Annotated in this window: 19 protein-coding genes; 7 read left to right on the top strand and 12 right to left on the bottom strand. The window is 61.9% G+C overall.

From position 1 onward, the window contains the following. Nucleotides 1-24: 24 nt before the first annotated feature. The 4 genes from LOY33_RS24185 to betI all read right to left on the bottom strand — a co-directional run bounded on the left by LOY33_RS24185 (nt 25) and on the right by betI (nt 5970). A complete protein-coding gene (locus LOY33_RS24185; protein ID WP_043860372.1) occupies nt 25-1767 on the bottom strand; it encodes a potassium/proton antiporter in 1743 nt (580 codons plus the stop codon). 256 nt (nt 1768-2023) lie between these two features. After that, the gene (betA, locus tag LOY33_RS24180) at nt 2024-3721 is read right to left on the bottom strand and encodes a choline dehydrogenase (protein ID WP_043860371.1); all 1698 of its coding nucleotides are present in this window, start codon (nt 3719-3721) and stop codon (nt 2024-2026) included. An 81-nt stretch (nt 3722-3802) separates the two neighbouring features. Further along, entirely contained in the window at nt 3803-5275 is a 1473-nt protein-coding gene (betB, locus tag LOY33_RS24175; protein WP_043860370.1) for a betaine-aldehyde dehydrogenase, read from the bottom strand. A 29-nt stretch (nt 5276-5304) separates the two neighbouring features. Further along, nucleotides 5305-5970, bottom strand: coding sequence for a transcriptional regulator BetI (gene betI, locus LOY33_RS24170; RefSeq protein ID WP_043860369.1), 666 nt, complete (start codon nt 5968-5970; stop codon nt 5305-5307). A 423-nt stretch (nt 5971-6393) separates the two neighbouring features. Between betI and betT the strand changes: the two genes are divergently transcribed. The 3 genes from betT to LOY33_RS24155 all read left to right on the top strand — a co-directional run bounded on the left by betT (nt 6394) and on the right by LOY33_RS24155 (nt 10004). Next, a complete protein-coding gene (gene betT / locus LOY33_RS24165) occupies nt 6394-8397 on the top strand; it encodes a choline BCCT transporter BetT (protein ID WP_054915558.1) in 2004 nt (667 codons plus the stop codon). 430 nt (nt 8398-8827) lie between these two features. Continuing rightward, the gene (locus LOY33_RS24160; protein WP_258660309.1) at nt 8828-9148 is read left to right on the top strand and encodes a hypothetical protein; all 321 of its coding nucleotides are present in this window, start codon (nt 8828-8830) and stop codon (nt 9146-9148) included. Nucleotides 9149-9299: 151 nt separating this feature from the next. Further along, nucleotides 9300-10004, top strand: a complete 705-nt coding sequence (locus LOY33_RS24155; RefSeq protein WP_258660306.1) for a hypothetical protein — start codon at nt 9300-9302, stop codon at nt 10002-10004. 338 nt (nt 10005-10342) lie between these two features. Here LOY33_RS24155 and choV read toward each other — a convergent pair whose 3' ends face one another. The 3 genes from choV to LOY33_RS24140 all read right to left on the bottom strand — a co-directional run bounded on the left by choV (nt 10343) and on the right by LOY33_RS24140 (nt 13384). Next, nucleotides 10343-11521 (bottom strand): choline ABC transporter ATP-binding protein, encoded by a 1179-nt coding sequence (gene choV, locus LOY33_RS24150; RefSeq protein ID WP_043860366.1) that lies wholly within the window; start codon nt 11519-11521, stop codon nt 10343-10345. Next, a complete protein-coding gene (choW, locus tag LOY33_RS24145) occupies nt 11518-12366 on the bottom strand; it encodes a choline ABC transporter permease subunit (protein ID WP_173925098.1) in 849 nt (282 codons plus the stop codon). Before choW ends, choV begins: the two co-directional genes overlap by 4 nt. Nucleotides 12367-12436: 70 nt before the next feature. After that, nucleotides 12437-13384: a choline ABC transporter substrate-binding protein gene (locus LOY33_RS24140; RefSeq protein WP_258660304.1), complete on the bottom strand. Its 948-nt coding sequence runs from the start codon at nt 13382-13384 to the stop codon at nt 12437-12439. A gap of 349 nt (nt 13385-13733) precedes the next feature. On the opposite strand from LOY33_RS24140, the gene LOY33_RS24135 reads away from it, so the two are divergent. Both LOY33_RS24135 and LOY33_RS24130 read left to right on the top strand, forming a co-directional pair. Further along, nucleotides 13734-15110, top strand: coding sequence for an L-serine ammonia-lyase (locus LOY33_RS24135; RefSeq protein WP_123753433.1), 1377 nt, complete (start codon nt 13734-13736; stop codon nt 15108-15110). Nucleotides 15111-15503: 393 nt separating this feature from the next. Continuing rightward, nucleotides 15504-16607, top strand: a complete 1104-nt coding sequence (locus LOY33_RS24130; protein ID WP_043860362.1) for a GlxA family transcriptional regulator — start codon at nt 15504-15506, stop codon at nt 16605-16607. A gap of 102 nt (nt 16608-16709) precedes the next feature. Here the strand turns inward: LOY33_RS24130 and LOY33_RS24125 are convergent, their stop codons facing one another. The 5 genes from LOY33_RS24125 to LOY33_RS24105 all read right to left on the bottom strand — a co-directional run bounded on the left by LOY33_RS24125 (nt 16710) and on the right by LOY33_RS24105 (nt 20564). After that, nucleotides 16710-16970, bottom strand: a complete 261-nt coding sequence (locus tag LOY33_RS24125) for a hypothetical protein (RefSeq protein WP_043860361.1) — start codon at nt 16968-16970, stop codon at nt 16710-16712. Between the two features lie 130 nt (nt 16971-17100). Beyond that, a complete protein-coding gene (locus tag LOY33_RS24120) occupies nt 17101-17520 on the bottom strand; it encodes a DUF3010 family protein (protein ID WP_043860360.1) in 420 nt (139 codons plus the stop codon). Between the two features lie 8 nt (nt 17521-17528). Next, nucleotides 17529-17939 carry a lysozyme inhibitor LprI family protein gene (locus tag LOY33_RS24115; protein ID WP_054916696.1) on the bottom strand — a complete coding sequence of 137 codons (411 nt, stop codon included), beginning with the start codon at nt 17937-17939 and terminating at the stop codon, nt 17529-17531. 88 nt (nt 17940-18027) lie between these two features. After that, nucleotides 18028-18999 (bottom strand): hypothetical protein, encoded by a 972-nt coding sequence (locus tag LOY33_RS24110; protein ID WP_116052369.1) that lies wholly within the window; start codon nt 18997-18999, stop codon nt 18028-18030. A gap of 8 nt (nt 19000-19007) precedes the next feature. Beyond that, nucleotides 19008-20564 carry an AAA family ATPase gene (locus LOY33_RS24105; RefSeq protein ID WP_185061955.1) on the bottom strand — a complete coding sequence of 519 codons (1557 nt, stop codon included), beginning with the start codon at nt 20562-20564 and terminating at the stop codon, nt 19008-19010. A gap of 246 nt (nt 20565-20810) precedes the next feature. Here LOY33_RS24105 and LOY33_RS24100 point away from each other — a divergent pair, with 246 nt between their 5' ends. Further along, nucleotides 20811-21788 carry a dipeptidase gene (locus tag LOY33_RS24100; RefSeq protein ID WP_043860376.1) on the top strand — a complete coding sequence of 326 codons (978 nt, stop codon included), beginning with the start codon at nt 20811-20813 and terminating at the stop codon, nt 21786-21788. Between the two features lie 51 nt (nt 21789-21839). Then, a complete protein-coding gene (locus LOY33_RS24095; protein WP_054916693.1) occupies nt 21840-22370 on the top strand; it encodes a 4-vinyl reductase in 531 nt (176 codons plus the stop codon). The last annotated feature ends 10 nt before the right edge of the window (nt 22371-22380 follow it).

The following is a 22380-nucleotide window of genomic DNA, read 5'->3' as shown; positions in this document are numbered from 1 at the left end:
TAGAACCGGGCAGAGAATCGAAGTTTAAAGGAACAGCCCGGGGCCGGGTCGAGAACCTTCGGGGAATTTGATACCCACTTTGAGGATCTTGTTCCCTTCCATCAGCGCAACGGTCCACAGGGTGTTGTTCCATTCGATCTGGTCGCCCACCACCGGTGCACCGCCGACCTTCTGCTCGATGAAGTGCGCCAGCGGCTGGTGCGGGTCCTGGCCGTCGAGCTGCAAACCGTACAACGCCGCTACAGCCCCCAGTTCTGCGTCACCTTCGAGCACGAAGTCGCCGAAGAAACGCAGGTCCAGGCCGCGTTGCGGCGCCTGGCTGAACAGCTTGCCCAGCGCCGGCAGGTTGTGTTCGTGGCCGATCACGCACAGCAGGTCGCCGACTTCGAGGGTGGTACTTCCCGACGGATGGAGCAGTTGCTGGCCGCGAAACAGGGCAGCGATACGCGTGCCTTCGGGCATTTTCAGCTCGCGCAGGGCGGCACCGATGCACCACTTCTCCGCACCCAGGCGATACACGAACAGCTCCCACTCGCTGGTGATGTGCACTTCCAGGGCCGAGCGCGAGATCGGCGCCGGGTCGGGCGGCACGGTCACCTTGAGCAGGCGCGCCACCCACGGCAGGCTGGTGCCCTGCACCAGCAGCGACACCAGCACGATGAAGAAGGCCAGGTTGAAGTACAGCTGGGCATGCGGCAGCCCGGCCATCAGCGGGAACACCGCAAGGATGATCGGCACCGCGCCGCGCAGGCCGACCCACGAGATGAACACCTTTTCGCGGCCATGGAAGGCCTTGAATGGCAGCAGGCCGATCATCACCGACAGCGGCCGCGCGAACAGGATCATCCACAGCGCCAGGCCCAGGGCCGGCAGCGCGATGGGTAGCAGGTCGTGGGGCGTGACCAGCAGGCCCAGCACCAGGAACATGCCGATCTGGGCCAGCCAGGCCATGCCGTCGAGCATGTGCAGGATGCCGTGGCGGCTGCGGATCGGCCGGTTGCCCAGCACCAGGCCACACAGGTACACGGCCAGGAAGCCGCTGCCGTGCAGGGCGTTGGTGAGCGCGAACACCACCAGGCCGCCGCTGATCACCAGGATCGGGTACAGGCCGCCGGCCAGGTTCATGCGGTTGACCAGCTGCAGCATCAGCCAGCCGCCGCCCAGGCCCAGCAGGCTGCCGATGCCGAATTCGCGCACCAGGTGGCCGAGCAGGCCCCAGTGCAGGCCGTTCTGGCCGCTGGCGATCATCTCGATCAGGGTCACGGTGAGGAACACCGCCATCGGGTCGTTGCTGCCCGACTCGATTTCCAGGGTGGCCGTCACCCGCTCGTTGAGGCCCTTGCCGCCCAGCAGCGAGAACACCGCGGCGGCGTCGGTGGAGCCGACGATGGCGCCGATCAGCAGGCCCTGCATCAGGCTCAGGTCGAACAGCCAGGCGGCGGCCAGGCCGGTGAGGCCGGTGGTGATCATCACCCCCACCGTGGCCAGCGAGAGTGCCGGCCACAGGGCCACGCGGAAACTCGAGACGCGGGTGCGCAGGCCGCCGTCGAGCAGGATCACGGCCAGTGCCAGGTTGCCCACCAGGTAGGCGGTCGGGTAGTTGTTGAAGATGATGCCGCCGCCGTCGACGCCGGCAACCATGCCCACTGCCAGGATGATCACCAGGATCGGGATGCCCAGGCGCGAGGAGAGTGAACTGACCAGGATACTTGCACCTACCAGCAATGCGCCGATCAAGAACAGGCTATTGATGGTGGACGCATCCAAAGGCAGTACTCCAGGGGGGATTGCAGAAAGAGGCGCGACTTGCTTTTTGCCTGACTTCAGCTAGCAGGTCGCGTGCCAAGGATTCTAACCTGTGAGGTTGGCGGGCTGTAAAGCGATTATCGCGGGCACAAAAAAAGCACCGCAGGGGTGCTTGATTCGTGCTGTTGGTGCAGGCGTCTTCGCCGGCAAGGCCGGCTCCTACAGGGTATGCGGTGCCTGTAGGAGCCGGCCTTGCCGGCGAAGGGGCAGCAGGGTCTTAAGCCTGCGGCACCTCACGCATCGGCTTGCCCTTCACCGGTGCACCATTGGCCACATAGTACTTGGCCGTGCTGCGCGGCAATGGTTGGCGGCCACGGATCTTGTCGGCGATCTTCTCGGCCATCATGATCGTCGGCGCGTTCAGGTTGCCGGTGGTGATGATCGGCATGATCGAGGCATCCACCACGCGCAGGCCCTGCATGCCATGCACGCGGCCCTGGCCGTCGACCACCGCCATCTCGTCGATGCCCATCTTGCACGAGCACGATGGGTGGAACGCGGTCTCGGCGTGCTCGCGGATGAATGTGTCCAGCTGCTCGTCGGTCTGCACGTCGGCACCGGGGCTGATCTCGCGGCCACGGTAGGCGTCCAGCGCCGGCTGCGCCATGATCTCGCGGGTCAGGCGGATACCGTCACGGAACTCCTGCCAGTCCTGCTCGGTGGCCATGTAGTTGAACAGGATGCTCGGGTGCTGGCGCGGGTCCTTGGACTTGAGCTGGATACGCCCGCGGCTAGGCGAGCGCATCGAGCCCATGTGCGCCTGGAAGCCGTGTTCCTGCACGCCGTTGCTGCCGTTGTAATTGATCGCCACCGGCAGGAAGTGGTACTGGATGTTCGGCCATTCGAATTCCGGGCGCGAGCGGATGAAGCCGCCGGCCTCGAACTGGTTGCTGGCGCCGATGCCGGTGCCCGCGAACAGCCACTGTGCACCAATGGCCGGCTGGTTGTACCAGAGCAGCGACGGGTACAGCGACACCGGCTGGGTGCAGGCGTACTGCAGGTACAGTTCGAGGTGATCCTGCAGGTTCTCGCCCACGCCCGGCAGGTCGTGCACCACAGGGATGTTCAGGCTTTCGAGCAGGGCCGCCGGGCCCACGCCGGAGCGCTGCAGCAACTGTGGCGAGGCGATGGCGCCGCTGCACACGATGACTTCCTTGCGGGCACGGGCTTCGACGCGCTCTTCGCTGGCGCCCACCAGGTAGGTCACGCCCACGGCGCGCTTGCCTTCGAACAGCACGCGGTCGCTCAGGGCATGGGTGACGATGGTCAGCGTCGAGCGTTTCTTGGCGGTGTCCAGGTAGCCGCGGGCGGTGCTGGCGCGACGGCCCTTGGGCGTCACGGTGCGGTCCATCGGGCCGAAGCCTTCCTGCTGGTAGCCGTTCAGGTCTTCGGTGCGCGGGTAACCGGCCTGCACGCCGGCTTCGACCATGGCGTGGAACAGTGGGTTGTTGCCGGCTTTTGGCGTGGTGACGCTCACCGGGCCTTCGCCGCCATGGTAGTCGTTGGGGCCGATGTCACGGGTTTCGGCCTTGCGGAAATACGGCAGGCAGTCCAGGTAAGACCAGTCTTCCAGGCCTGGCAGCTTGGCCCAGCCGTCGTAGTCCATGGCGTTGCCGCGGATGTAGCACATGCCGTTGATCAGCGAGGAGCCGCCCAGGCCCTTGCCGCGGCCACATTCCATGCGGCGACCGTCCATGTGCGGCTCCGGGTCGGTCTCGTAGGCCCAGTTGTAGCGTCGGCCCTGCAACGGGAAGGCCAGTGCGGCCGGCATCTGGGTGCGGAAGTCGAAGCGGTAGTCCGGGCCGCCGGCTTCCAGCAGCAATACGGTGACGCCTTCGTCTTCGGTCAGGCGGGTCGCCAGGGTGTTACCGGCCGAGCCGGCCCCGACGATGATGTAGTCAAAAACGTGGGACATGTTGCGTACCCTCATAGGCAGTGAGCAGGGGAGCGGGGGAGGCGCCCGGACCTGGCGGCCCGGGCGCGGCTACACGGGTGCTTAGAACACCGAGGCGTAGTTGCCCAGCTCGACCTGTACCGACTTGATCCGCGTGTACTGGGCCAGCGAGCTGACACCGTTTTCACGGCCGACACCGGATTGCTTGTAGCCACCGACCGGCATCTCGGCCGGCGATTCGCCCCAGGCGTTGATCCAGCAGATGCCCGCTTCCAGCTGATGGATGATGCGGTGCGCGCGGCTGATGTCGTTGGTGCAGACACCGGCGGCCAGGCCGTAGTCGGTGTCGTTGGCGCGACGGATGACTTCTTCTTCGGTCTCGTAGGAGAGGATGCTCATCACCGGGCCGAAGATCTCTTCCTTGACGATGGTCATGTCGTCACGGCAGTCGGTGAAGACGGTCGGGGCCACGAAGGCGCCCTTGGCGAACTCGCCGTCGGTCAGGCGCTCGCCGCCACACAGTACGCGGGCACCTTCTTGCTTGCCCTTGGCGATGTAGCCCAGCACGCTTTCCATGTGGGCGAAGCTGACCAGCGGGCCGAAGTTGGTGTTCTCGTCCTGCGGGTTGCCGATGCGGATGCGCGCCACGCGCTCGGCGATCTTGGCTTCGAAGGCGGCTTTGAGCGAGGCCGGGATGAACACGCGGGTGCCGTTGGTGCACACCTGGCCCGAGCTGTAGAAGTTGGCCATCATCGCGATGTCGGCGGCGCGGTCCAGGTCGGCGTCTTCACAGATGATCAGTGGCGACTTGCCGCCCAGCTCCATGGTGACTTCCTTGAGCGAGGAGCTCGAGGCGCTGGCCATGACCTTCTTGCCGGTGGCGGTGCCGCCGGTGAACGAGACCTTCTCGATGCGCGGGTGTTCGGTGAGGTAGGTGCCGACGTCGCGGCCGCTGCCGGTCAGTACGTTGAACACGCCGTCCGGCAGGCCGGCCTCGGTGTAGATCTCGGCCAGTTTCAGGGTGGTCAGCGAGGTGACTTCCGAGGGCTTGAAGATCATCGCGTTGCCGGCGGCCAGGGCCGGGGCGGATTTCCACAGGGCGATCTGGATCGGGTAGTTCCAGGCGCCGATACCCACGGTCACGCCCAGCGGCTCGCGACGGGTGTACACGAACGAGCTGTCGCGCAGCGGGATCTGCTCGCCTTCGATGGCCGGCACCAGGCCTGCGTAGTATTCGAGCACGTCGGCACCGGTGACGATGTCGACGTAGCGGGTTTCGGAGTAGGACTTGCCGGTGTCCAGGGTTTCCAGTGCAGCCAGCTCGTCGTTGCGCTCGCGCAGGATGTCGACGGCGCGGCGCAGGATGCGCGAACGCTGCATGGCGGTCATGGCCGCCCAGACTTTCTGGCCGCGCTCGGCGCTTTCCACTGCGCGCTCCACGTCGGCCTGGTTGGCACGTTGCACCTGGGCGAGGACTTCGCCGTTGGCCGGGTTGATGGCGTCGAAGGTGGCGCCGCTGGAAGCGTCGACATAACCACCGTCAATGTAGAGTTTTTGCGTTTCGAAACGGGCCATAGTGTCCTCGCAAGTGCAGTGTGTGTCGGCTATCCGCGCTGTGCTCCTGCTTGTTTGGCACTCGCGACGCGCAGTGGTTCAGAGGCCGGGTCCTGTAGAGCCGGGCTGCTCTGTTTAGCCAGTTGTGAATCCATGTATTCGTAAGCGATCTGCTGCGCCTGGTCGGTATCGAAGGCATCTCCCGACAGCGCGCCGCGCAGCCACAGCCCGTCGATCAGGGCAGCCAGCCCGCGGGCCGCGCTGCGGGCTTCGGGCAGCGGCAACACACGGCGGAACTGGCAGCACAGGTTGGAATACAAGCGGTGATCGTTGATCCGCTGCAACCGGTGCAAAGACGGCTGGTGCATGCTGGCGGCCCAGAAGGCCAACCAGGTTTTCATTGCCGGGCCGTTGACCTGACTGGCGTCGAAGTTGCCCTCGACGATCACCTTCAGGTGGGCGCGCGGGGTGTCCTCCGTGAGCGCCTGGCGACGTGCCGCGACGTTGTCGATCAGCACGTTCATCAAGTACCGCATGGTCGCTGCGATCAGGCCGTTCTTGTCCTGGAAGTAGTGACTGATGATGCCGTTCGACACACCGGCCAAACGGGCGATCAGCGCAATGCTGGCGTCCCCCATGCCGACCTGGTCTACCGCCATCAACGTGGCTTCGATCAACTGCTGGCGGCGAATGGGTTGCATACCGACCTTGGGCATCTGGCAAATCTCCTCAGGCCTTCGGGCAGACGACAGGCGGCTGACTCGGCGAAGACCAGTCTATTTTGTTTTGATTGAACGTTCAATCAACAAAGAATAAGCTCTGCGACAATTCGCGCCATTGACAGGTTTTTGTGGCCCGTCACTGACGCCGATTGGCACCCTAAAAAGACGTGTAACCCCCGTAATGCAAGGCGTGCACGGGTTTAAACGAAACGTTGATCAGAATTGCCCAGCGGTGTCGCACCGTTCGGCGGGCCCTCGGATCGGGACCCTTTTTCTGTTTTTTTCAACGCAATCGGTTTGGGATCACGGTTTTTCAAGGTGCTTTTATAACACCTGACGCAGTGGGGCTATTGCACCAATTGCGCGGGTGACGGGTCGTTTCGTGTTTTCTCTCGCACTGCCTGGAGCATCTGTGCAATGAGTTCTGCCTCCCTGATAAAGACCCCTGCCGAGAGGGTCCGGGTCAACAGCGTGGTGTTCTACACCACGGCGCTGCTGATCCTGTTGTTGACTGCCTTGCTGATCGCCGCCCCGGACACGGCCGGTCAAATTCTCGGCCAGGCCCAAGCCTGGCTGTCGCGCAGCTTCGGCTGGTACTACATGCTGGTGATCGGCGGCTACCTGCTGTTCGTCATCGGGCTGGCGTTTTCCTCCTACGGCAAGCTCAAGCTTGGCGGCAAGGACGACAAGCCCGACTTCAGCTACGGTGCCTGGGCCGGCATGCTGTTCTCCTCCGGTATCGGTATCTCGCTGCTGTACTTTGGCGCGTCCGAACCGCTGGACCACTACTTCAACCCGCCTGCCGGTGCGCCGGCCAGCCTGGAGGCCGCACGCCAGGGCATGCAGCTGACCTTCCTGCACTGGGGCCTGCACGGCTGGGCGATCTATGCGCTGGTGGGCCTGGCCGTGGCCTACTTCGCCTATCGCCACAACCAGCCACTGGCCTTGCGTTCGGCGCTGTACCCGCTGGTGGGTGAGCGCTGGGTCAAGGGGGCTGCCGGGCACACCGTGGACATCTTCGGCATGTTCGTGACCCTGCTGGGCCTGGTGACAAACCTGGGCATCGGTGCGATGCAGGTGTCCTCGGGCCTGGAGTACCTGTTCGGCATGCAGCACAGCAACACCAACCTGCTGATGGTGATCCTGGTGATGAGCACCGTGGCCACGATCGCGGCGGTGTCGGGCGTGGAGAACGGCATTCGCCGCCTGTCCAACCTGAACATCCTGCTGTTCAGCGGCTTGCTGCTGTTCGTGCTGTTGTTCGGTGACACCCTGCACCTGCTCAACGGGTTCGTGCAGAACATCGGCGACTACCTCAACGGCGTGATCCTCAAGACCTTCGACCTGTACGTGTACGAAGGCAACAACGCCAGGTCCGAAGGCTGGCTGGGCCTGTGGACCCTGTTCTACTGGGCCTGGTGGATTTCCTGGGCCCCGTTCGTGGGCATGTTCATCGCGCGTATCTCCCGTGGCCGCACCGTGCGCGAACTGGTGGCCGGCGTGCTGCTGATTCCGCTGGGCTTTACCCTGGCGTGGCTGTCGATCTTCGGCAACACCGCGCTGGACCTGGTGATCAACCACGGTGCGGTGGAGCTTGGGCGCACGGCGGTGGAACAACCGGCGATGTCGATCTACCAGCTGCTGGAGCACTTCCCGGCGGCCAAGATCGTGGTTGGTGTGGCGGTGTTCGTCGGCTTCGTGCTGTTCCTCACCCCGGCTGACTCGGGCGCGGTGATGATGGCCAACCTGTCGTGCAAGGGCGGCGACGTGGACGAGGATGCCCCGCACTGGCTGCGTATCCTGTGGTCGGCGATCATCACCCTGGTGACCATCGGGCTGTTGCTGGTGGGCAACTTCCAGGCCATGCAGACCATGGTGGTACTGGCCGGGCTGCCGTTCTCGGTGGTGCTGGTGGTGTTCATGTTCGGCCTGTTCAAGGCCATGAAGCAGGACACCCAGGTCGAGCAGGAGCAGGCCGAACTGGCGGCGCGTGGCCGTCGCGGCTTCAGCGAGCGCCTCACCCAGCTGGACCTGCAGCCGACCCAGGCGATGGTGCAGCGCTTCATGGACAAGCAGGTGAGCCCGGCGCTGAAAGAGGCGGCGGTGCAGTTGCAGGGCATGGGCCTGCAGGTGCAGAGCCGCGTCGGCCAGTCGCGCGAGGCGATGGGCTTGCGCATCGAGATGGAGGAGGGCAACCCGTTCGTCTACGAAGTGAGCCTGGACGGCTACCTGGCGGCGCCGAGCGAAGCGCCGGCGCAGGGTGAAGGCGACGTGCGCCAGCGTTACTACCGGGCCGAGGTGTACCTGCACAACGGCAGCCAGGAGTACGACCTGATGGGCTTTACCGTTGAGCAGATCACCCGCGACGTGCTGGATCAGTTCGAGAGCCATCGCCAGTTGCTGGGGCGTGTGTACAGCTGATGGCAGATAGCTGAATGAAGAAGGGCCCTGCCGGTGACGGCAGGGCCTTTTTTTTGCTGGCGATGCGTTGGCGTTCTACAGCGCTGACGAACGATAAATAAATTAAAAGGTTTGCTGGCTGGCGACTAGGGAAAGCACGAAAAAGTCGATTCTCGACTTTTAACAACTGCGCAACTTCTTGCACAGTGCTGCGCAAGAAGTTGCGCACTTTTTCGGGTTTTGCCTTTCCCAAGGCCAGCGGGTTAAAACGTGCAGCGGGTACAGTTGCACTGGGAACAGCAGAAAGTATTAGGGTTGCAGGATTCGATGTAATCAGTGATCCGACGAATAAATTTCCCAATCATGCGAGAATTATTCACCCGGATGGAAGGGATGGATTCAGTGACGAAAATTTAGTCGGTCTATCAAATGTGCTGGGGGATGAAACGAGATGTCAATAGCTGAAGAGCTGTTTTATTTATTTGATAAAGAAGATAAGTGCTTGGGGCAGATCATATTGCAGGTTGGTGACAACCCCAAGAAGCAAGGGAGGTTCTCTCCAGTCAAAGAGTTCTCGAGGTACCGGAATTTGTTCAAAGAGCTTGAAAGTGCGGCAAATGCTATGCTGTTTAGTCATGTAGACGAAATAGAAGAAAAAATCGCCTTGCTAGGTTTCTACGTCAAATCAGAGGGGTCGGAAATTAAACTAAAAATAAAAGGGCTTCAAATAATGAGAGGGTGGGCAATTTTTGAAGTTGGACAGGCACGTTAAAGTCGATAAATAAAGTTGCACTTAAATGAAGTGTTTTTTGGCTCTAAAGTAATTGTATGCGTTTAGGCCTCTACAAGAAGGCCCCTTCGGATGCCAGAGACGTTTACTTATGCTCCAAGCTGACAGCCCATGCTGAATGACCGGTATGGCAGTGAATAAAGTACTACCTCTTCGAGCCAGGCCGTGGCATCACTCCGCTGGAACGAACCATGTTATTAAATTCTTGGTGAAAACAATGTTGAGAACTACATTTTTCGAAATATTTAATATTTTTTTGGATAAATTAACATTTGAGGATTTAGAGGTTCTTGGGCTGCCTGATATGGAGCGCTCCACCCTAGAGGACTACGGGTATGAATTGGTGGGTGATAAGTCAGACTGTCACGCTTACGAAAAAGAAATTATTGTGCCTCATGGAAATACTGGGCTTAGTCTGATGCACAAGTTGTATTTTTTTGCAGATGAATCTGTCGGCACTGGATTGGGTGTTGAGCCGAAGGTTAGATTAACCACGCTGCTGAAAGCGTATTGGGATTATCGAGACTTACGGGGCGGATCGCTCGATAATATAAGTTTTTATTTCTGGGATGGTAATGATGAGGGCGCTGTTGTGTTTGAGGAAAACATAGTGGTCAGATTTGGTTTTCGCCAGAACAGGGGTGCATACTTGATTGATAATGTGGAAAGTGGTCTGGATAGAGTTGGTAGTGTTCCTGGTGTTTCAGTAAGAAGCGTAAAAAAATACATGAATTCGTTTGAGCTGGATTGTGCTATCAGTAGGCGTGAGGTAAGTAAATATCCTTATGCATTTTCAAGGTTAGTTGGCTTTTTGTGCAAAAATAGCAGGAGGTTTTAATATGCCCCTATAAAAATAGAAGTGTGAGTCTTGTGTATAAGCTCTGTTTTTATGGAAGCAGTGTTTTCGGAGGCGGGCTAAGTATTGAATTGTCATTAATTGGGAAATCGCACCCTTTACTACGCCCCCACAGCGTCAATACGAGAATTACGCCCCCCATGACCGCCCCACCATAAGCGGCTGTCAGCATGAGAATAGACAGTTTTTACTTTCAAACTTGAAAACCCTGCCCCACAGTTCAAACTTGCCAGAAAAAGAATTCATATCGACGTCTTGCCCTCACGGCCCCCTCGCTGGCAAGTCATGCGCTGACCTTGCCGGCGAAGAAGCCATCCGCTTCACCCCAGATTCTTGCCCAACAACGCGTGATACAGCTCGCTGTCGCCCAATATCCCCACCACCTGATTCCCTTCCTGCAACACCAGCTTGTTCCCCGTCTGATACCGAATCTGCAACGCCTCACGCATGCCGATATTGGCATTCACCAGCGTCGGCTTGCGCTCCAGCCCCTCCACCGCCTCACCCGGCGCCCAGTTCTGCAAGGCCATGCCGTTGACGCCCTGGCGCGCGCCCCTGATGGTGTTGCCCTCGGCCAGGTCCAGCCAAGAATCACCACCCGGGTCCAGGCATACCGAACCGTTGATGCGCTTGCACTTGTCCAGCGTGCGCATCAGGCTGCGCCCGCACAGCACGTTGAGCGGGTTGGTATGCGCGACAAAGGTACGCACATACTCGTCCGCCGGGTTGAGCACGATCTCCTCGGGCTTGCTGTACTGGATGATGCGCCCGTCCTTCATGATCGCGATGCGGCTGCCGAGCTTTAGGGCCTCGTCCAGGTCATGGCTGACGAACACGATGGTCTTGGCCAGCTTGCGTTGCAGCTCAAGCAGCTCGTCCTGCAGGCCCTGGCGGATCAGCGGGTCGAGCGCCGAGAACGGTTCGTCCATCAGCAGGATGTCGGCGTCCATCGCCAGCGCCCGGGCCAGGCCCACGCGCTGCTGCATGCCGCCCGACAGCTCGTCGGGCTTCTTGTTGCGCCACTGGGTCAGGCCCACCAGCTCGAGCTTCTCGTCCACCAGCTTGCGCCGCTCCTTCTCGGGCCGGCCCTGCATCTCCAGGCCGAAACTGATGTTCTCGCGTACCGTCAGCCAGGGCATCAGGGCGAACTTCTGGAACACCATGGCGATACGCTGGGTGCGCATCATCTTCAGCTCGGCCGGGGTGCAGTGGGCAATGTCGATCTGTGCGCCTTCATGCTCGACGAACAGCTTGCCGCGGCTCACCGTGTTCAGGCCGTTGATGCAGCGCAGCAGGCTCGACTTGCCTGAACCCGACAGGCCCATCAGCACGCAGATCTCGCCCTTGTTGATGTCCAGGCTGGCTTTCTCGACGCCGACCACCAGGCCGGTCTTCTTCAGGATCTGTTCACGCGTGAGGCCCTGGTCCAGCAGGCTGAGCGCCTCACGCGGGTGGCGCGAGAAGATCACGTCGACCTCTTCGAAGCGAATGATGCTCATGCTTCACTCCTTGCCGGTGCGTCCGGTTGCTTGCAGATACGGTCGAGCATGATCGCCAGCAGCACGATCGCCAGCCCCGCCTCGAAGCCCAGCGCGATATCGGCGGTGTTGAGTGCGTTGACCACCGGTTTGCCCAGACCGTCGGCGCCCACCAGCGCGGCGATCACCACCATCGACAGCGACAGCATGATGCACTGGGTGACCCCCGCCGCGATGCTGGGCATGGCATGCGGCAGCTCGATGCGCGAGAGCAGCTGGCGCCGCGAGCAGCCGAACGCCTTGCCGGCATCCAGCAGTTCCTGCGGCACGTCGCGGATGCCCAGGTAGGTCAGGCGGATGGGCGCGGCAATCGCGAACACCACCGTCGAGATCAGCCCCGGCACTACGCCCAGGCCGAACAGGGTCAGGGTCGGGATCAGGTACACGAACGTGGGCACCGTCTGCATCAGGTCGAGTACCGGGCGCATGGCGGTGTAGAACATCGGCTTGTGTGCCGCCAGGATGCCCAGCGGCACGCCGATGGCCACGCACACGAAGGTGGCGAACAGCACCTGGGCCAGGGTTTCCATGGTTTCCTGCCAGTAGCCGAGGTTGAGAATCAGCAGGAACGACAGCGCGCAGAATACGGTGAGCGCCCATTTGCGCTGGATCAGGTGAGCGATCAGGGCCACCAGGGCAATCAGGACGAATGGGTTGAACCAGGTCAGCGCCCCGGTCACCCCGTGAATCATGAACTCCAGCGCCTCGGCGAAGGCGTCGAAGTAGTTGGCGCCGTGTTGCGTCAACCACTCGACGAAGGCCGCGATGTGCTGGCCCAGGGGTATTTTTTGATCGATCAGCATGATAGCGAGCGTCCACCTGCAAGGGATTGGAAACAACCCGCGCCGGGCAATCGCCCCCCGGCGCGGGGCGTGCTTACTGCGTCAGCTTGGCCTTGGCCGCCTCCAGGCCCGGTTTGCCATCCACGGTGGTCACGCCGGCCAGCCAGGTGTCGAGCACCTGCGGGTTCTGCTTGAGCCAGGCCTTGGCGGCGACGTCGGGCTTGACCTTGTCGTCGAGCACCTTGCCCATCAGGGTGCTTTCCATGTCCAGGGTGAAGGAGAGGTTCTTGAGCAACTGGCCGACGTTGCTGCACTCCTGGCTGTAGCCCTTGCGTGTGTTGGTGAGCACGGTGGCCTTGCCGTAGTCGGGGCCGAAGAAGTCGTCGCCGCCTTCGAGGTATTTCATCTTGAAGCGCGTGTTCATCGGGTGCGGTTCCCAGCCGAGGAACACCACGTCGGTGCCACGGCGCTGGGCACGGTCGACTTGCGCGAGCATGCCGGCCTCGCTTGACTCCACTACCTTGAAGCCGGCGTCCTTCAAGCCGAAGGCATTCTTGTCGATCATGCTCTGGATGGTGCGATTGCCGTCGTTGCCCGGCTCGATGCCGTAGATCTTGCCGTCCAGCTCCTTCTTGAATTTCGCGATGTCGGCGAAGTTCTTCAGGCCCTTGTCATACAGCGCCTGGGGCACGGCCAGGGTGTACTTGGCATTCTCCAGGTTGGCACGCACGGTCTCGACGGTGCCGGCATCGCGGTACAGCTTGATGTCGTTTTCCATGGTCGGCATCCAGTTGCCGAGGAACACGTCCATGTTCTTGCCGTCGGCCAGCGACTTGTAGGTCACCGGTACCGAGATCATGGTGGTGCGGGTCTTGTAGCCGAGCGCTTGGAGCACCGCACTGGTGACTGCAGTGGTCACGGTGATGTCGGTCCAGCCGACGTCGGAGAAGTTGACGGTGTGGCACTGCTCGGGCTCCACGGCCTGGGCCAGCGCCGGCAGGCTCAGCAGCGCGGCCAGCAACAGCGGGGGTGAACCTTTCATGGTGGACTCCTGGTTTTTTCGGATGTCCCACGGGACAGGGGCCGTGCAATCGAGTCGGTACCGATCATCTAACAGCGAAAATCAAACGCCTACCGGGTGCGTCGTATCCAGTACAGGCAGGGTCGCATCCAGTGCCAATGAGGTCGCTTACAGTGTCGTCGGCCTCGAAAAACGCGGTTCTGGCGCATGTGCACCGCAAAAAAACGGCGCAGGTCCTGCCCTGGCAACGGGCGGCGCTGCTGGACAAGAGCGCGTCGGTTGCAGACGTCGTGGTCGCTGACAAAAGCCTGATGATGCGCGAAACCGGCGGATTGCCGCCTTTTCAGCGTAGCAGCCAGAGGTACGCGGCATGGCCATCAGTGTGTTCGACCTGTTCAAGATCGGTGTCGGCCCTTCAAGCTCGCACACCGTCGGCCCGATGCGCGCCGCAGCGCTGTTCGTGCAGGGGCTGCGCGAGCGCAACCTGCTGGCCCGGGTGCGGCGTATCGAGGTGCGCCTGTACGGCTCGCTGTCGGCCACCGGCATCGGTCACGGCAGTGACAACGCGGTGATCATGGGCCTGATGGGCGAATGGCCGGACGCCATCGACCCGGCGCAGATCGCCCCGCGCATCGCCACGCTGCGCGAAACCGACAGCCTGCTGCTGGACGGACGCTGGCCGGTCGGCTTCGTCTGGGCCCGCGACATGCGCCTGCTGGACGAGAACCTGCCGTACCACCCCAACGCCCTGACCCTGATCGCCGAGGGCGAGCAGGGCGAGCTGCACCGCGATACCTACTACTCGGTGGGCGGCGGCTTCGTGGTGGACGCGGCGCAGGCGGCCAGCGGTGTGCTGGACGCCGACACCACCGTGCTGCCCTACGACTTCAACAGTGCCGTGGAACTGCTGGATTTGTGCCGGCAGCACGACCTGCGCGTGTCGCAACTGATGCTGGAGAACGAAAAGGTGTGGCGCAGCGAGGTTGAAATCCGTGCCGGGCTCATGACCCTGTGGCGGGCCATGCAGGCCTGTGTCGAAAACGGCCTGCGCCACGAGGGCATCCTGCCGGGCGGGCTCAATGTGCGCCGTCGCGCGGCACGCCTGCACCGCAGCCTGCAGGAGCTGGGCAAGCCCAACGTGATCGGCTCCACCCTCAGTGCCATGGAGTGGGTCAACCTGTATGCGCTGGCGGTCAACGAGGAAAACGCCGCAGGCGGGCGCATGGTCACCGCCCCCACCAACGGCGCGGCAGGCATCATCCCGGCGGTGCTGCACTACTACATGCGCTTCAGCGACGAGGTCAGCGAAGCCAGCGTGGTGGACTTCTTTCTGGGCGCGGCGGCGGTGGGCATCCTGTGCAAGAAGAACGCGTCGATCTCCGGCGCCGAAGTCGGCTGCCAGGGCGAGGTCGGCTCGGCCTGCGCAATGGCGGCGGCGGGCCTGGCCGAAGTGCTCGGGGCCACCCCGGCGCAACTGGAGAACGCCGCCGAGATCGGCCTGGAACACAACCTGGGGCTGACCTGCGATCCGGTTGGCGGGCTGGTGCAGGTGCCGTGCATCGAGCGCAACGCGATTGCCGCGGTCAAGGCGATCAACGCCGCGCAAATGGCCTTGCGCGGTGACGGCGAGCACTTCATCTCCCTCGACCGGGTGATCCGCACCATGCGCGACACCGGCGCCGACATGCACGACAAGTACAAGGAAACCTCTCGCGGCGGGCTGGCGGTGAACGCCATCGAATGCTGAGGCGTGGCTGCGCCGTTTTGGCCCATCGCTTTGAGCGTGCGCTGCGTTTTGGCGCGCCCCGGCCGATGGCGATTCACTGGCCAGGCCACCCCTTCCAGCACGCGCGGTGACACCGCGCGTTGTCGTTTCTGGGCATCCTTCCCACAAGTGCTACCCAATTTCACAACGGGACTACAGACAGGCTTTGGCCCGGCCTTTTGCGTTTAAAAGCGACCCTGCGGGCGTGGGCGAACTAGACACATCGCGATGTCGTTTTCAGGTGTTGTTGAATGCGTATTCAAGTTTGGGCATGGCATTTGCGTTGGGTTTGGCAAAGCCCCTGCAATCGAACCGGGGCCATGACAAAAAGCCCGAGCCTGAGGCACACCCTGCATTGTGTGAGGAGAGATCGCGATGACGTCGTACAACTCCGCAACCCCAAACCAGAACCGCACCCCCCAATCCATCGGTTTCCTGCTGCTGGACAACTTCACGCTGATCTCCCTGGCCTCCGCGGTCGAGCCGCTGCGCATGGCCAACCAGTTGTCGGGTCGCGAGCTGTATCGCTGGAGCACACTGAGCGTGGATGGCGGTCAGGTGTGGGCCAGCGACGGCCTGCAGATCACTCCTGATTCGGCGATGCATGCGGCGCCGGCGATGGACACCGTGATCGTGTGTGGCGGCATCGGCATCCAGCGCACCGTGACCCGTGAACATGTGACCTGGCTGCAGAGCCAGGCCCGCCAGTCGCGTCGGCTGGGGGCGGTGTGTACCGGCAGCTGGGCGCTGGCCTGTGCGGGGCTGCTCGATGGCTTCGATTGCAGCGTGCACTGGGAGTGCCTGGCCGCGATGCAGGAGGCCTTCCCGCGGGTGAGCATGAGCACGCGCCTGTTTACCCTGGACCGCAACCGCTTCACCAGCTCGGGCGGCACCGCGCCGCTGGACATGATGCTGCACCTGATCAGCCGCGATCATGGCCGCGAGCTGTCGGCGGCGATCTCGGAGATGTTCGTGTACGAGCGTATCCGCAACGAGCAGGACCACCAGCGCGTGCCGCTCAAGCACATGCTCGGTACCAACCAGCCCAAGCTGCAGGAAATCGTGGCGCTGATGGAGGCCAACCTCGAAGAGCCGATCGACCTGGACGAACTGGCGGTGTACGTGGCGGTGTCGCGGCGTCAGCTGGAGCGGTTGTTCCAGAAGTACCTGCATTGTTCGCCGTCGCGCTATTACCTGAAGCTGCGGCTGATTCGTGCGCGGCAGCTGCTCAAGCAGACGCCGATGTCGATCATCGAGGTGGCGTCGGTGTGCGGGTTCGTGTCCACGCCGCACTTTTCCAAGTGCTACCGGGAATACTTCGGGATACCGCCGCGTGATGAGCGGGTAGGCTCGAACACGGCCCAGCAGGTGGCGATGATGCCGCTGCCGCAGGCGCTGGTGCTGTCGCCGCTGGCCGGGCCGATGTCGGCGCTGAGTCAGGCGCGCAATGAGTCGACGTTTGCCAGTGTGAGGCTGTAGACCAGGCCGACCGCATCGCAGGTCAAGCCCGCTCCCACCGGTACATCGCTGCTCTGAAGGGCAGTGAAGCGCCTGTGGGAGCGGGCTTGGCCCGCGATGGGGTCAACCGTGAAGGCTTTTGTGGTTCGCCAGCGCCGGCAGCAACTGCTTGTCGATCGCCTGGCGCACCGCCGGCAGGATCGTCGCGCTGCCGGTGTACAACTGCTCCACCAGGCCGCGCAGGGCCCGGGCGCGTTCCGCGCTCAAGCCGCGTACCGCACATTCGCAGGCCTGCTCGGCGCTAGCGCCGGCAGGCATCTCGAAGCCCAGGGCGCGCAGTTGGCCCAGCAGGTCGTCCTGATCGATCAAATCGGCGTGCATCATGGCGGTTGTCCTTGTTCGAGGCGAAGGGTGCCCCGATTCTGGGAGCGCTGCGCGGTGGCGACAAGGGGCATGGCCAGCATACCTATGAACAGGTCGTTTTTGGCTAGATCAGTGACGTGCGCAGGCGCCCTCAGCCGCGCTTGAGCAGCGCCGCACAGGCGCTCTTGTAGGCCTCATGCTGATACTTGTTCAGCGTTCCCGGCAGCTCGAGATTGTGCTTCTTGGCCTGGGCGCTGACGGTCTGCGGCGACACCAGCTCCACCGTGCAGTTGTCCAGCAACTGCAGCACGCCCTCGATCTTGAAGGTGGTCGGGCCGCCGGCAAAGTCGCCTTTCTTGCTACGCTTCTTGATCGCCAATTGCCCGATGCCATGCTCGCTGACAAAGGCTCTGACCTGTGCGGCGAATGCCTTTACCTGGGCGGCATCCTCGTCATCCTCCAGGCCGATCTTCTTGGTGGCCACGCCAACGTGCACGGGCTGGCCGGCGTCCAGGCTGGCCACGGCCAGCAGGGCTTCGCTGCCCTTGATTTCGATGCCGCAGATTTTCATGGGGTGCCTCAATCGGAGTTTTGCAGGCCAAGGGACTGCAGGTATTCGGAGCGGTCGTCGCTGCGTTGCGCCAGGCAGGTGTTCAGTGCGGCGTCGTACTCCTTGCCCGGTGTGCTGTCGAAGGTCTCGACCTTGCAGTCGGCGTCGCGTACTTGCTTCCACAGGTTCTGGGCGGCGTTCAGGCGGTTGCTCAGTTCGGTGATCTTCGCACCCTGGCCGGCATACTGTTCCTTGATGCGTTCGAGCAGGTCGCCGAAGGCGGCGTTCAGCTCGCGTTCGGCGACCGTACGGCTGTAGGCGGCGCAGGCGTAGTTCTGCTGGGCCGTCTCGACGTTGTCGCACGGGGTGGGAGCGTCACTTTCCTCGGCGTGCACGGCAAAGGCCAACGGCGCCAGCAGCAGCCATACCATCGATTTCATCAGCGACATCCTCGCAACCGGTGTGTGGAAGGTGGGGGTCGATTCTCGCTCAGTGCCAGGCTAAATGACAGAGACCCGTCGCCCGACGCTAAGCGGTTTCATTCAGGTCCTCCCAGCCTCGATGAAACTGGTCGAAAAGATCGGCGTACATCTTGCCCAAGGGGTACTCCCTGTACTCCGAGCGCTCGAAACGCAACAGGCGGGTACGCAGCGTTACCTGCTCCAGGTCCAGGTATTCGCCCGGGTCCCAGCGGCTGGCCGTGTTCAGGTTGCTCAACAGGGCCTCGATAGCGAATTGGGCGGCGATGAAATTGATGCCTTCCTTGCTGAACCGGGCATAACGCTGGCGCAGGGCAAACAGCGAGACGCTGTTGCGGGTCAGGTCACAATCGGCACGGGGCTGCAGTTCTACGCACAGCGAGCCCTGGATGGCATCAAACGCCATGAGCACCGAAACAAAGTCGTGTTCCGGGTGGTAGCACTCGAAGTTGACGGACTCCTGGTCGAAATAAGGATGCAAGTGCTTGTGGAGGAAGAAGTCCGCTTCGCCTTTGAGCGACGAGTTGCACGCGTAGCAACTGGGGATGAGATTGGCGAGGGTCAGGCCCAGGTGCGGGTAAAGCGCCTTGGGATAAAAGTGGTCGAGCGTTGGACGCATCGCCCCCTGGCCGTCCCTGAACAGGGTGTGCGCATAGTTGTAGTTGCAGTACGGGCAGGTGGCGAGTTGCGAGCTGGCACACAAGGCGTAGGCGTCCCAGTGGTCAGGCATGGGCTTTCGGGGTTTGGCACTGAACGTGTCGTAATTGAACACGCGCTTGAGGTCGCTGAGCAGATCGGCGTAGACCTCATCCGTCATGAACTGCCGACAGTCCAGCAACTCATGAATGGACCATTCCATTTGCGCGCGGCTGTCCGAGAGGATGGCCTTTTCGACATCAGCCACAAAGGTGCGGCTGTACCAGTTCTTTGCCTTGGGACGATCGTTGTTGACGAACGCCGTAATCCGTTCCTGCAGGTACTGCGTATGCCGCGGCCTTGCCGCACGCCAGTTGTCGGGCATGGAAATGATCATTGGCTTTGGTGCTCTGTGTGCGGCACCAGGCGCTGCAGTTCGCGCTGGATGATCGGGTCGTCCACCACCGATATCAGGTACTTCTCCTGAGGGCCATATGTGCCGGCTTTCAGCGCGGCAATCGCGGCATTGATCCGGCGCACGGCGAATTCGCCGATAGTGACAGCGCCGAAGGAGCGGTTGAGGATGGCGTGCAGCGGTGCGGCAAAGGAGGGCGAGGTGGTGTCGGGCTCGATGAAGTCATCGTTGCTCGCGGCCCGGCCTTTGTTTTGCGCGTGGTCCTCCAGGTTCAACTGGCACACAAATTCGCCGGGCACATCGGAAGCCAGCAGCGGGGAATGGGAGGCGATGATCAATTGCAGGAGGGTCAGTCCGAAGGTGTGCTTGCACTCGCTGAGAAATTTGTTCATTTGCCAGATGTACTTGCGTTGCCACGCCAGGTGCAAAAAGGCGTCGCCTTCATCGATCAGCACCAGCAGTTTGGTGATCGGCTCGCGCGGGGAGGCGCGGTTGCCGGCTGGCGGCGCGGCCAGGCGCTTGATCGCTTCGTACAGGGAAATGATCTGGTTGAAGATCGCCCATTGGCCGGAGCTCATGCCAGGCAGGACCATTTCGAACGGTCCTTCCCGATCCGAGGCAAAATGCAGGCGCTCCTGCTCATTGGTCAAGGCGTACTGGTACACGCCACGTGGGCCTTTTTCGAATGCGAAGTTGTCCAGGCGTTCGAGGATGTACCTGAACAGGCGGCGGCTTCCCACGTGTTTCTTTTGTTGCAAGGAGCCAGGGTCAATGTGCTGGAAGTAGCTTGAGGGCAAGTGTTCGTCGATCAGCGCGATGTAGCTCAGAATGTCGTAGTTCTGTTTCTGCATGTGGTGGAACGTGGCGCAGAGTGCCGTCAGGACGTTTGATGCCGCGGGCTCCCTCGTGCGCAGGTCGTCCAGCACATAGCCACTCAGAAGGCTAAGTTCACGCTTGTACTGATTCTGCAGGTACGTCAGCTCGCGCTGATCGCCGTTGAAGTCGGAAAACCGCTCCAGGCGCGCCTTCAGATCGCGTATCGATCGCAGCTGCGGCTGGTGGCGCTTGCTGGCATAGCGGCCCTTTTCATCCTCCACCAGTGCCAAGGCCAGAAAATCACCGACCTTTTTTTCATCTGCACGCAATTTGACCAGCAGGTTTATCTTCAGCCCGAAGCTCTCGATGATTTCGCGGTGTTCATACAGTTGAAGCAGATCCTGCTCCCGACGCTGTGATGCATCCACAAAGTGCTTCTGCGCGCGAAAGGCGATCCGGTTCTGCACCGGCGTGTAATACACAACGCCCCAGTCCTGAGGCTTGCGCTGATCGACATAGTTGAACACCAGTTGGCAGTCACTGCCGAAATCCGGCAGCCTGCGGCTGGCGAACTGCTCTACCGTGCGCTGCAGAAAGCGGCTCTTGCCCGACCCGTTGGGCCCGATGATCAGCGACACCGAATCAATGTCGAACAGGTTGAAGCTTTCCCGCGTGCGCAGGTGAAGGACGTGGCCGTCCTGTTCGATCGACGTCAGCATGGTCTGGCATTCCTTGTCTGAACACGACGCCGGGCGGGCGTCGGGCAAACCGCTATTTGAGCCGATTCTTGCGCGTCGCGAAAGCGGCCAACGGCCAATGGCCATGCCGGCCTTTGTCGCACCTTGACGTTTTCGGCAATTCCCCTGTCGTTTTTGCATCCTGGCGACCTGGCGCCTAGGCATATGCTGGCCCCAAAGCGCCGGCAGACGATTCGGCGCCGCAACGTCATACAAGGGGACAGCCTGATGAGCCCGGCCGAATTGCACGCAGACAGCATCGTTATCGACGGGCTGATCATCGCCAAGTGGAACCGCGAGCTGTTCGAGGACATGCGCAAGGGCGGCCTCACCGCCGCCAACTGCACTGTCTCGGTGTGGGAGGGCTTTCAGGCCACCATCAACAGCATCGTCGCCAGCCAGAAGCTGATTCGCGAAAACAGCGACCTGGTACTGCCGGTACGCACTACCGCCGACATCCGCAAGGCCAAGGAGCAGGGCAAGACCGGCATCCTCTTCGGCTTTCAGAACGCCCATGCCTTCGAGGACCAGCTCGGCTACGTGGAGATCTTCAAGCAGCTGGGCGTGGGCATCGTGCAGATGTGCTACAACACCCAGAACCTGGTGGGTACCGGCTGCTATGAGCGCGACGGCGGGTTGTCCGGCTTCGGTCGCGAAATCGTCGCCGAGATGAACCGCGTGGGGGTCATGTGCGACCTGTCCCACGTCGGCTCCCGAACCAGCGAGGAAGTCATCCTCGAATCGAAAAAGCCGGTGTGCTATTCCCACTGCCTGCCCTCCGGGCTCAAGGAGCACCCGCGCAACAAGTCCGATGCCGAGTTGAAGTTCATCGCCGACCATGGCGGCTTTGTCGGCGTGACCATGTTCGCGCCGTTTCTGGCCAAGGGTATCGACGCGACCATCGACGACTACGCCGAGGCCATCGAATACACCATGAACCTGGTGGGTGAAGACGCCATCGGCATCGGCACCGACTTCACCCAGGGCCACGGCCAGGACTTCTTCGAGTACCTGACCCACGACAAGGGCTATGCGCGCCGCCTCACCAGCTTCGGCAAGATCATCAACCCGCTGGGCATCCGCACCGTGGGCGAATTTCCCAACCTCACCGAAACCCTGCTCAAGCGCGGCCACCCCGAGCGGGTGGTGCGCAAGATCATGGGCGAGAACTGGGTCAATGTCCTGAAAGACGTCTGGGGCGAGTAACCCCACGCCTCACCCAGCCGCATCCTTTTTCTTTTATGGAGTTCAGTTTCCATGGCCAAGATCGCCCCGCAATTGCCCATCGAAGTCGACAGCGAAACTGGTGTGTGGACCAGCGACGCGCTGCCGATGCTGTACGTGCCGCGGCATTTCTTCGTCAACAACCACATGGGCATCGAAGAGGTGCTGGGCGCCGACGCCTACGCCGAGATTCTGTACAAGGCCGGCTACAAGTCGGCCTGGCACTGGTGCGAGAAGGAGGCCGAATGCCACGGCCTGCAGGGCGTGGCGGTGTTCGAGCACTACATGAAGCGCCTGTCGCAACGCGGCTGGGGGCTGTTCACGATCCAGGACATCGACCTCGACAGGGGTACCGCCAGCGTCAGGCTCGAACACTCGGCCTTCGTCTATGTGTACGGCAAGGTCGGGCGCAAGGTCGACTACATGTTCACCGGCTGGTTCGCTGGCGCCATGGACCAGATCCTGGCGGCCCGCGGCAGCCCCCTTCGCACGGTCGCCGAGCAGGTCTACGGCGGTTCGGAACACGGCCACGACGACGGCCTGTTCATCGTCAAGCCCCTGTAAGTCGAGGAAC

The organism is Pseudomonas sp. B21-036 (genome assembly GCF_024748925.1).
GTDB classification, from domain to species: Bacteria; Pseudomonadota; Gammaproteobacteria; order Pseudomonadales; family Pseudomonadaceae; genus Aquipseudomonas; species Aquipseudomonas palmensis.
This window is presented reverse-complemented; position numbering and strand designations above follow the sequence as displayed.

Bases quoted from the DNA above. Each gene is read 5' to 3' on its own strand.
- betA (WP_043860371.1), bottom strand. From the start codon at position 3,721: ATGTCCCACGTTTTTGACTACATCATCGTCGGGGCCGGCTCGGCCGGT.
- betB (WP_043860370.1), bottom strand. From the start codon at position 5,275: ATGGCCCGTTTCGAAACGCAAAAACTCTACATTGACGGTGGTTATGTC.
- betI (WP_043860369.1), bottom strand. From the start codon at position 5,970: ATGCCCAAGGTCGGTATGCAACCCATTCGCCGCCAGCAGTTGATCGAA.
- betT (WP_054915558.1), top strand. From the start codon at position 6,394: ATGAGTTCTGCCTCCCTGATAAAGACCCCTGCCGAGAGGGTCCGGGTC.
- LOY33_RS24160 (WP_258660309.1), top strand. From the start codon at position 8,828: ATGTCAATAGCTGAAGAGCTGTTTTATTTATTTGATAAAGAAGATAAG.
- choV (WP_043860366.1), bottom strand. From the start codon at position 11,521: ATGAGCATCATTCGCTTCGAAGAGGTCGACGTGATCTTCTCGCGCCAC.
- LOY33_RS24140 (WP_258660304.1), bottom strand. From the start codon at position 13,384: ATGAAAGGTTCACCCCCGCTGTTGCTGGCCGCGCTGCTGAGCCTGCCG.
- LOY33_RS24135 (WP_123753433.1), top strand. From the start codon at position 13,734: ATGGCCATCAGTGTGTTCGACCTGTTCAAGATCGGTGTCGGCCCTTCA.
- LOY33_RS24130 (WP_043860362.1), top strand. From the start codon at position 15,504: ATGACGTCGTACAACTCCGCAACCCCAAACCAGAACCGCACCCCCCAA.
- LOY33_RS24125 (WP_043860361.1), bottom strand. From the start codon at position 16,970: ATGATGCACGCCGATTTGATCGATCAGGACGACCTGCTGGGCCAACTG.
- LOY33_RS24120 (WP_043860360.1), bottom strand. From the start codon at position 17,520: ATGAAAATCTGCGGCATCGAAATCAAGGGCAGCGAAGCCCTGCTGGCC.
- LOY33_RS24115 (WP_054916696.1), bottom strand. From the start codon at position 17,939: ATGAAATCGATGGTATGGCTGCTGCTGGCGCCGTTGGCCTTTGCCGTG.
- LOY33_RS24110 (WP_116052369.1), bottom strand. From the start codon at position 18,999: ATGCCCGACAACTGGCGTGCGGCAAGGCCGCGGCATACGCAGTACCTG.
- LOY33_RS24105 (WP_185061955.1), bottom strand. From the start codon at position 20,564: ATGCTGACGTCGATCGAACAGGACGGCCACGTCCTTCACCTGCGCACG.
- LOY33_RS24100 (WP_043860376.1), top strand. From the start codon at position 20,811: ATGAGCCCGGCCGAATTGCACGCAGACAGCATCGTTATCGACGGGCTG.
- LOY33_RS24095 (WP_054916693.1), top strand. From the start codon at position 21,840: ATGGCCAAGATCGCCCCGCAATTGCCCATCGAAGTCGACAGCGAAACT.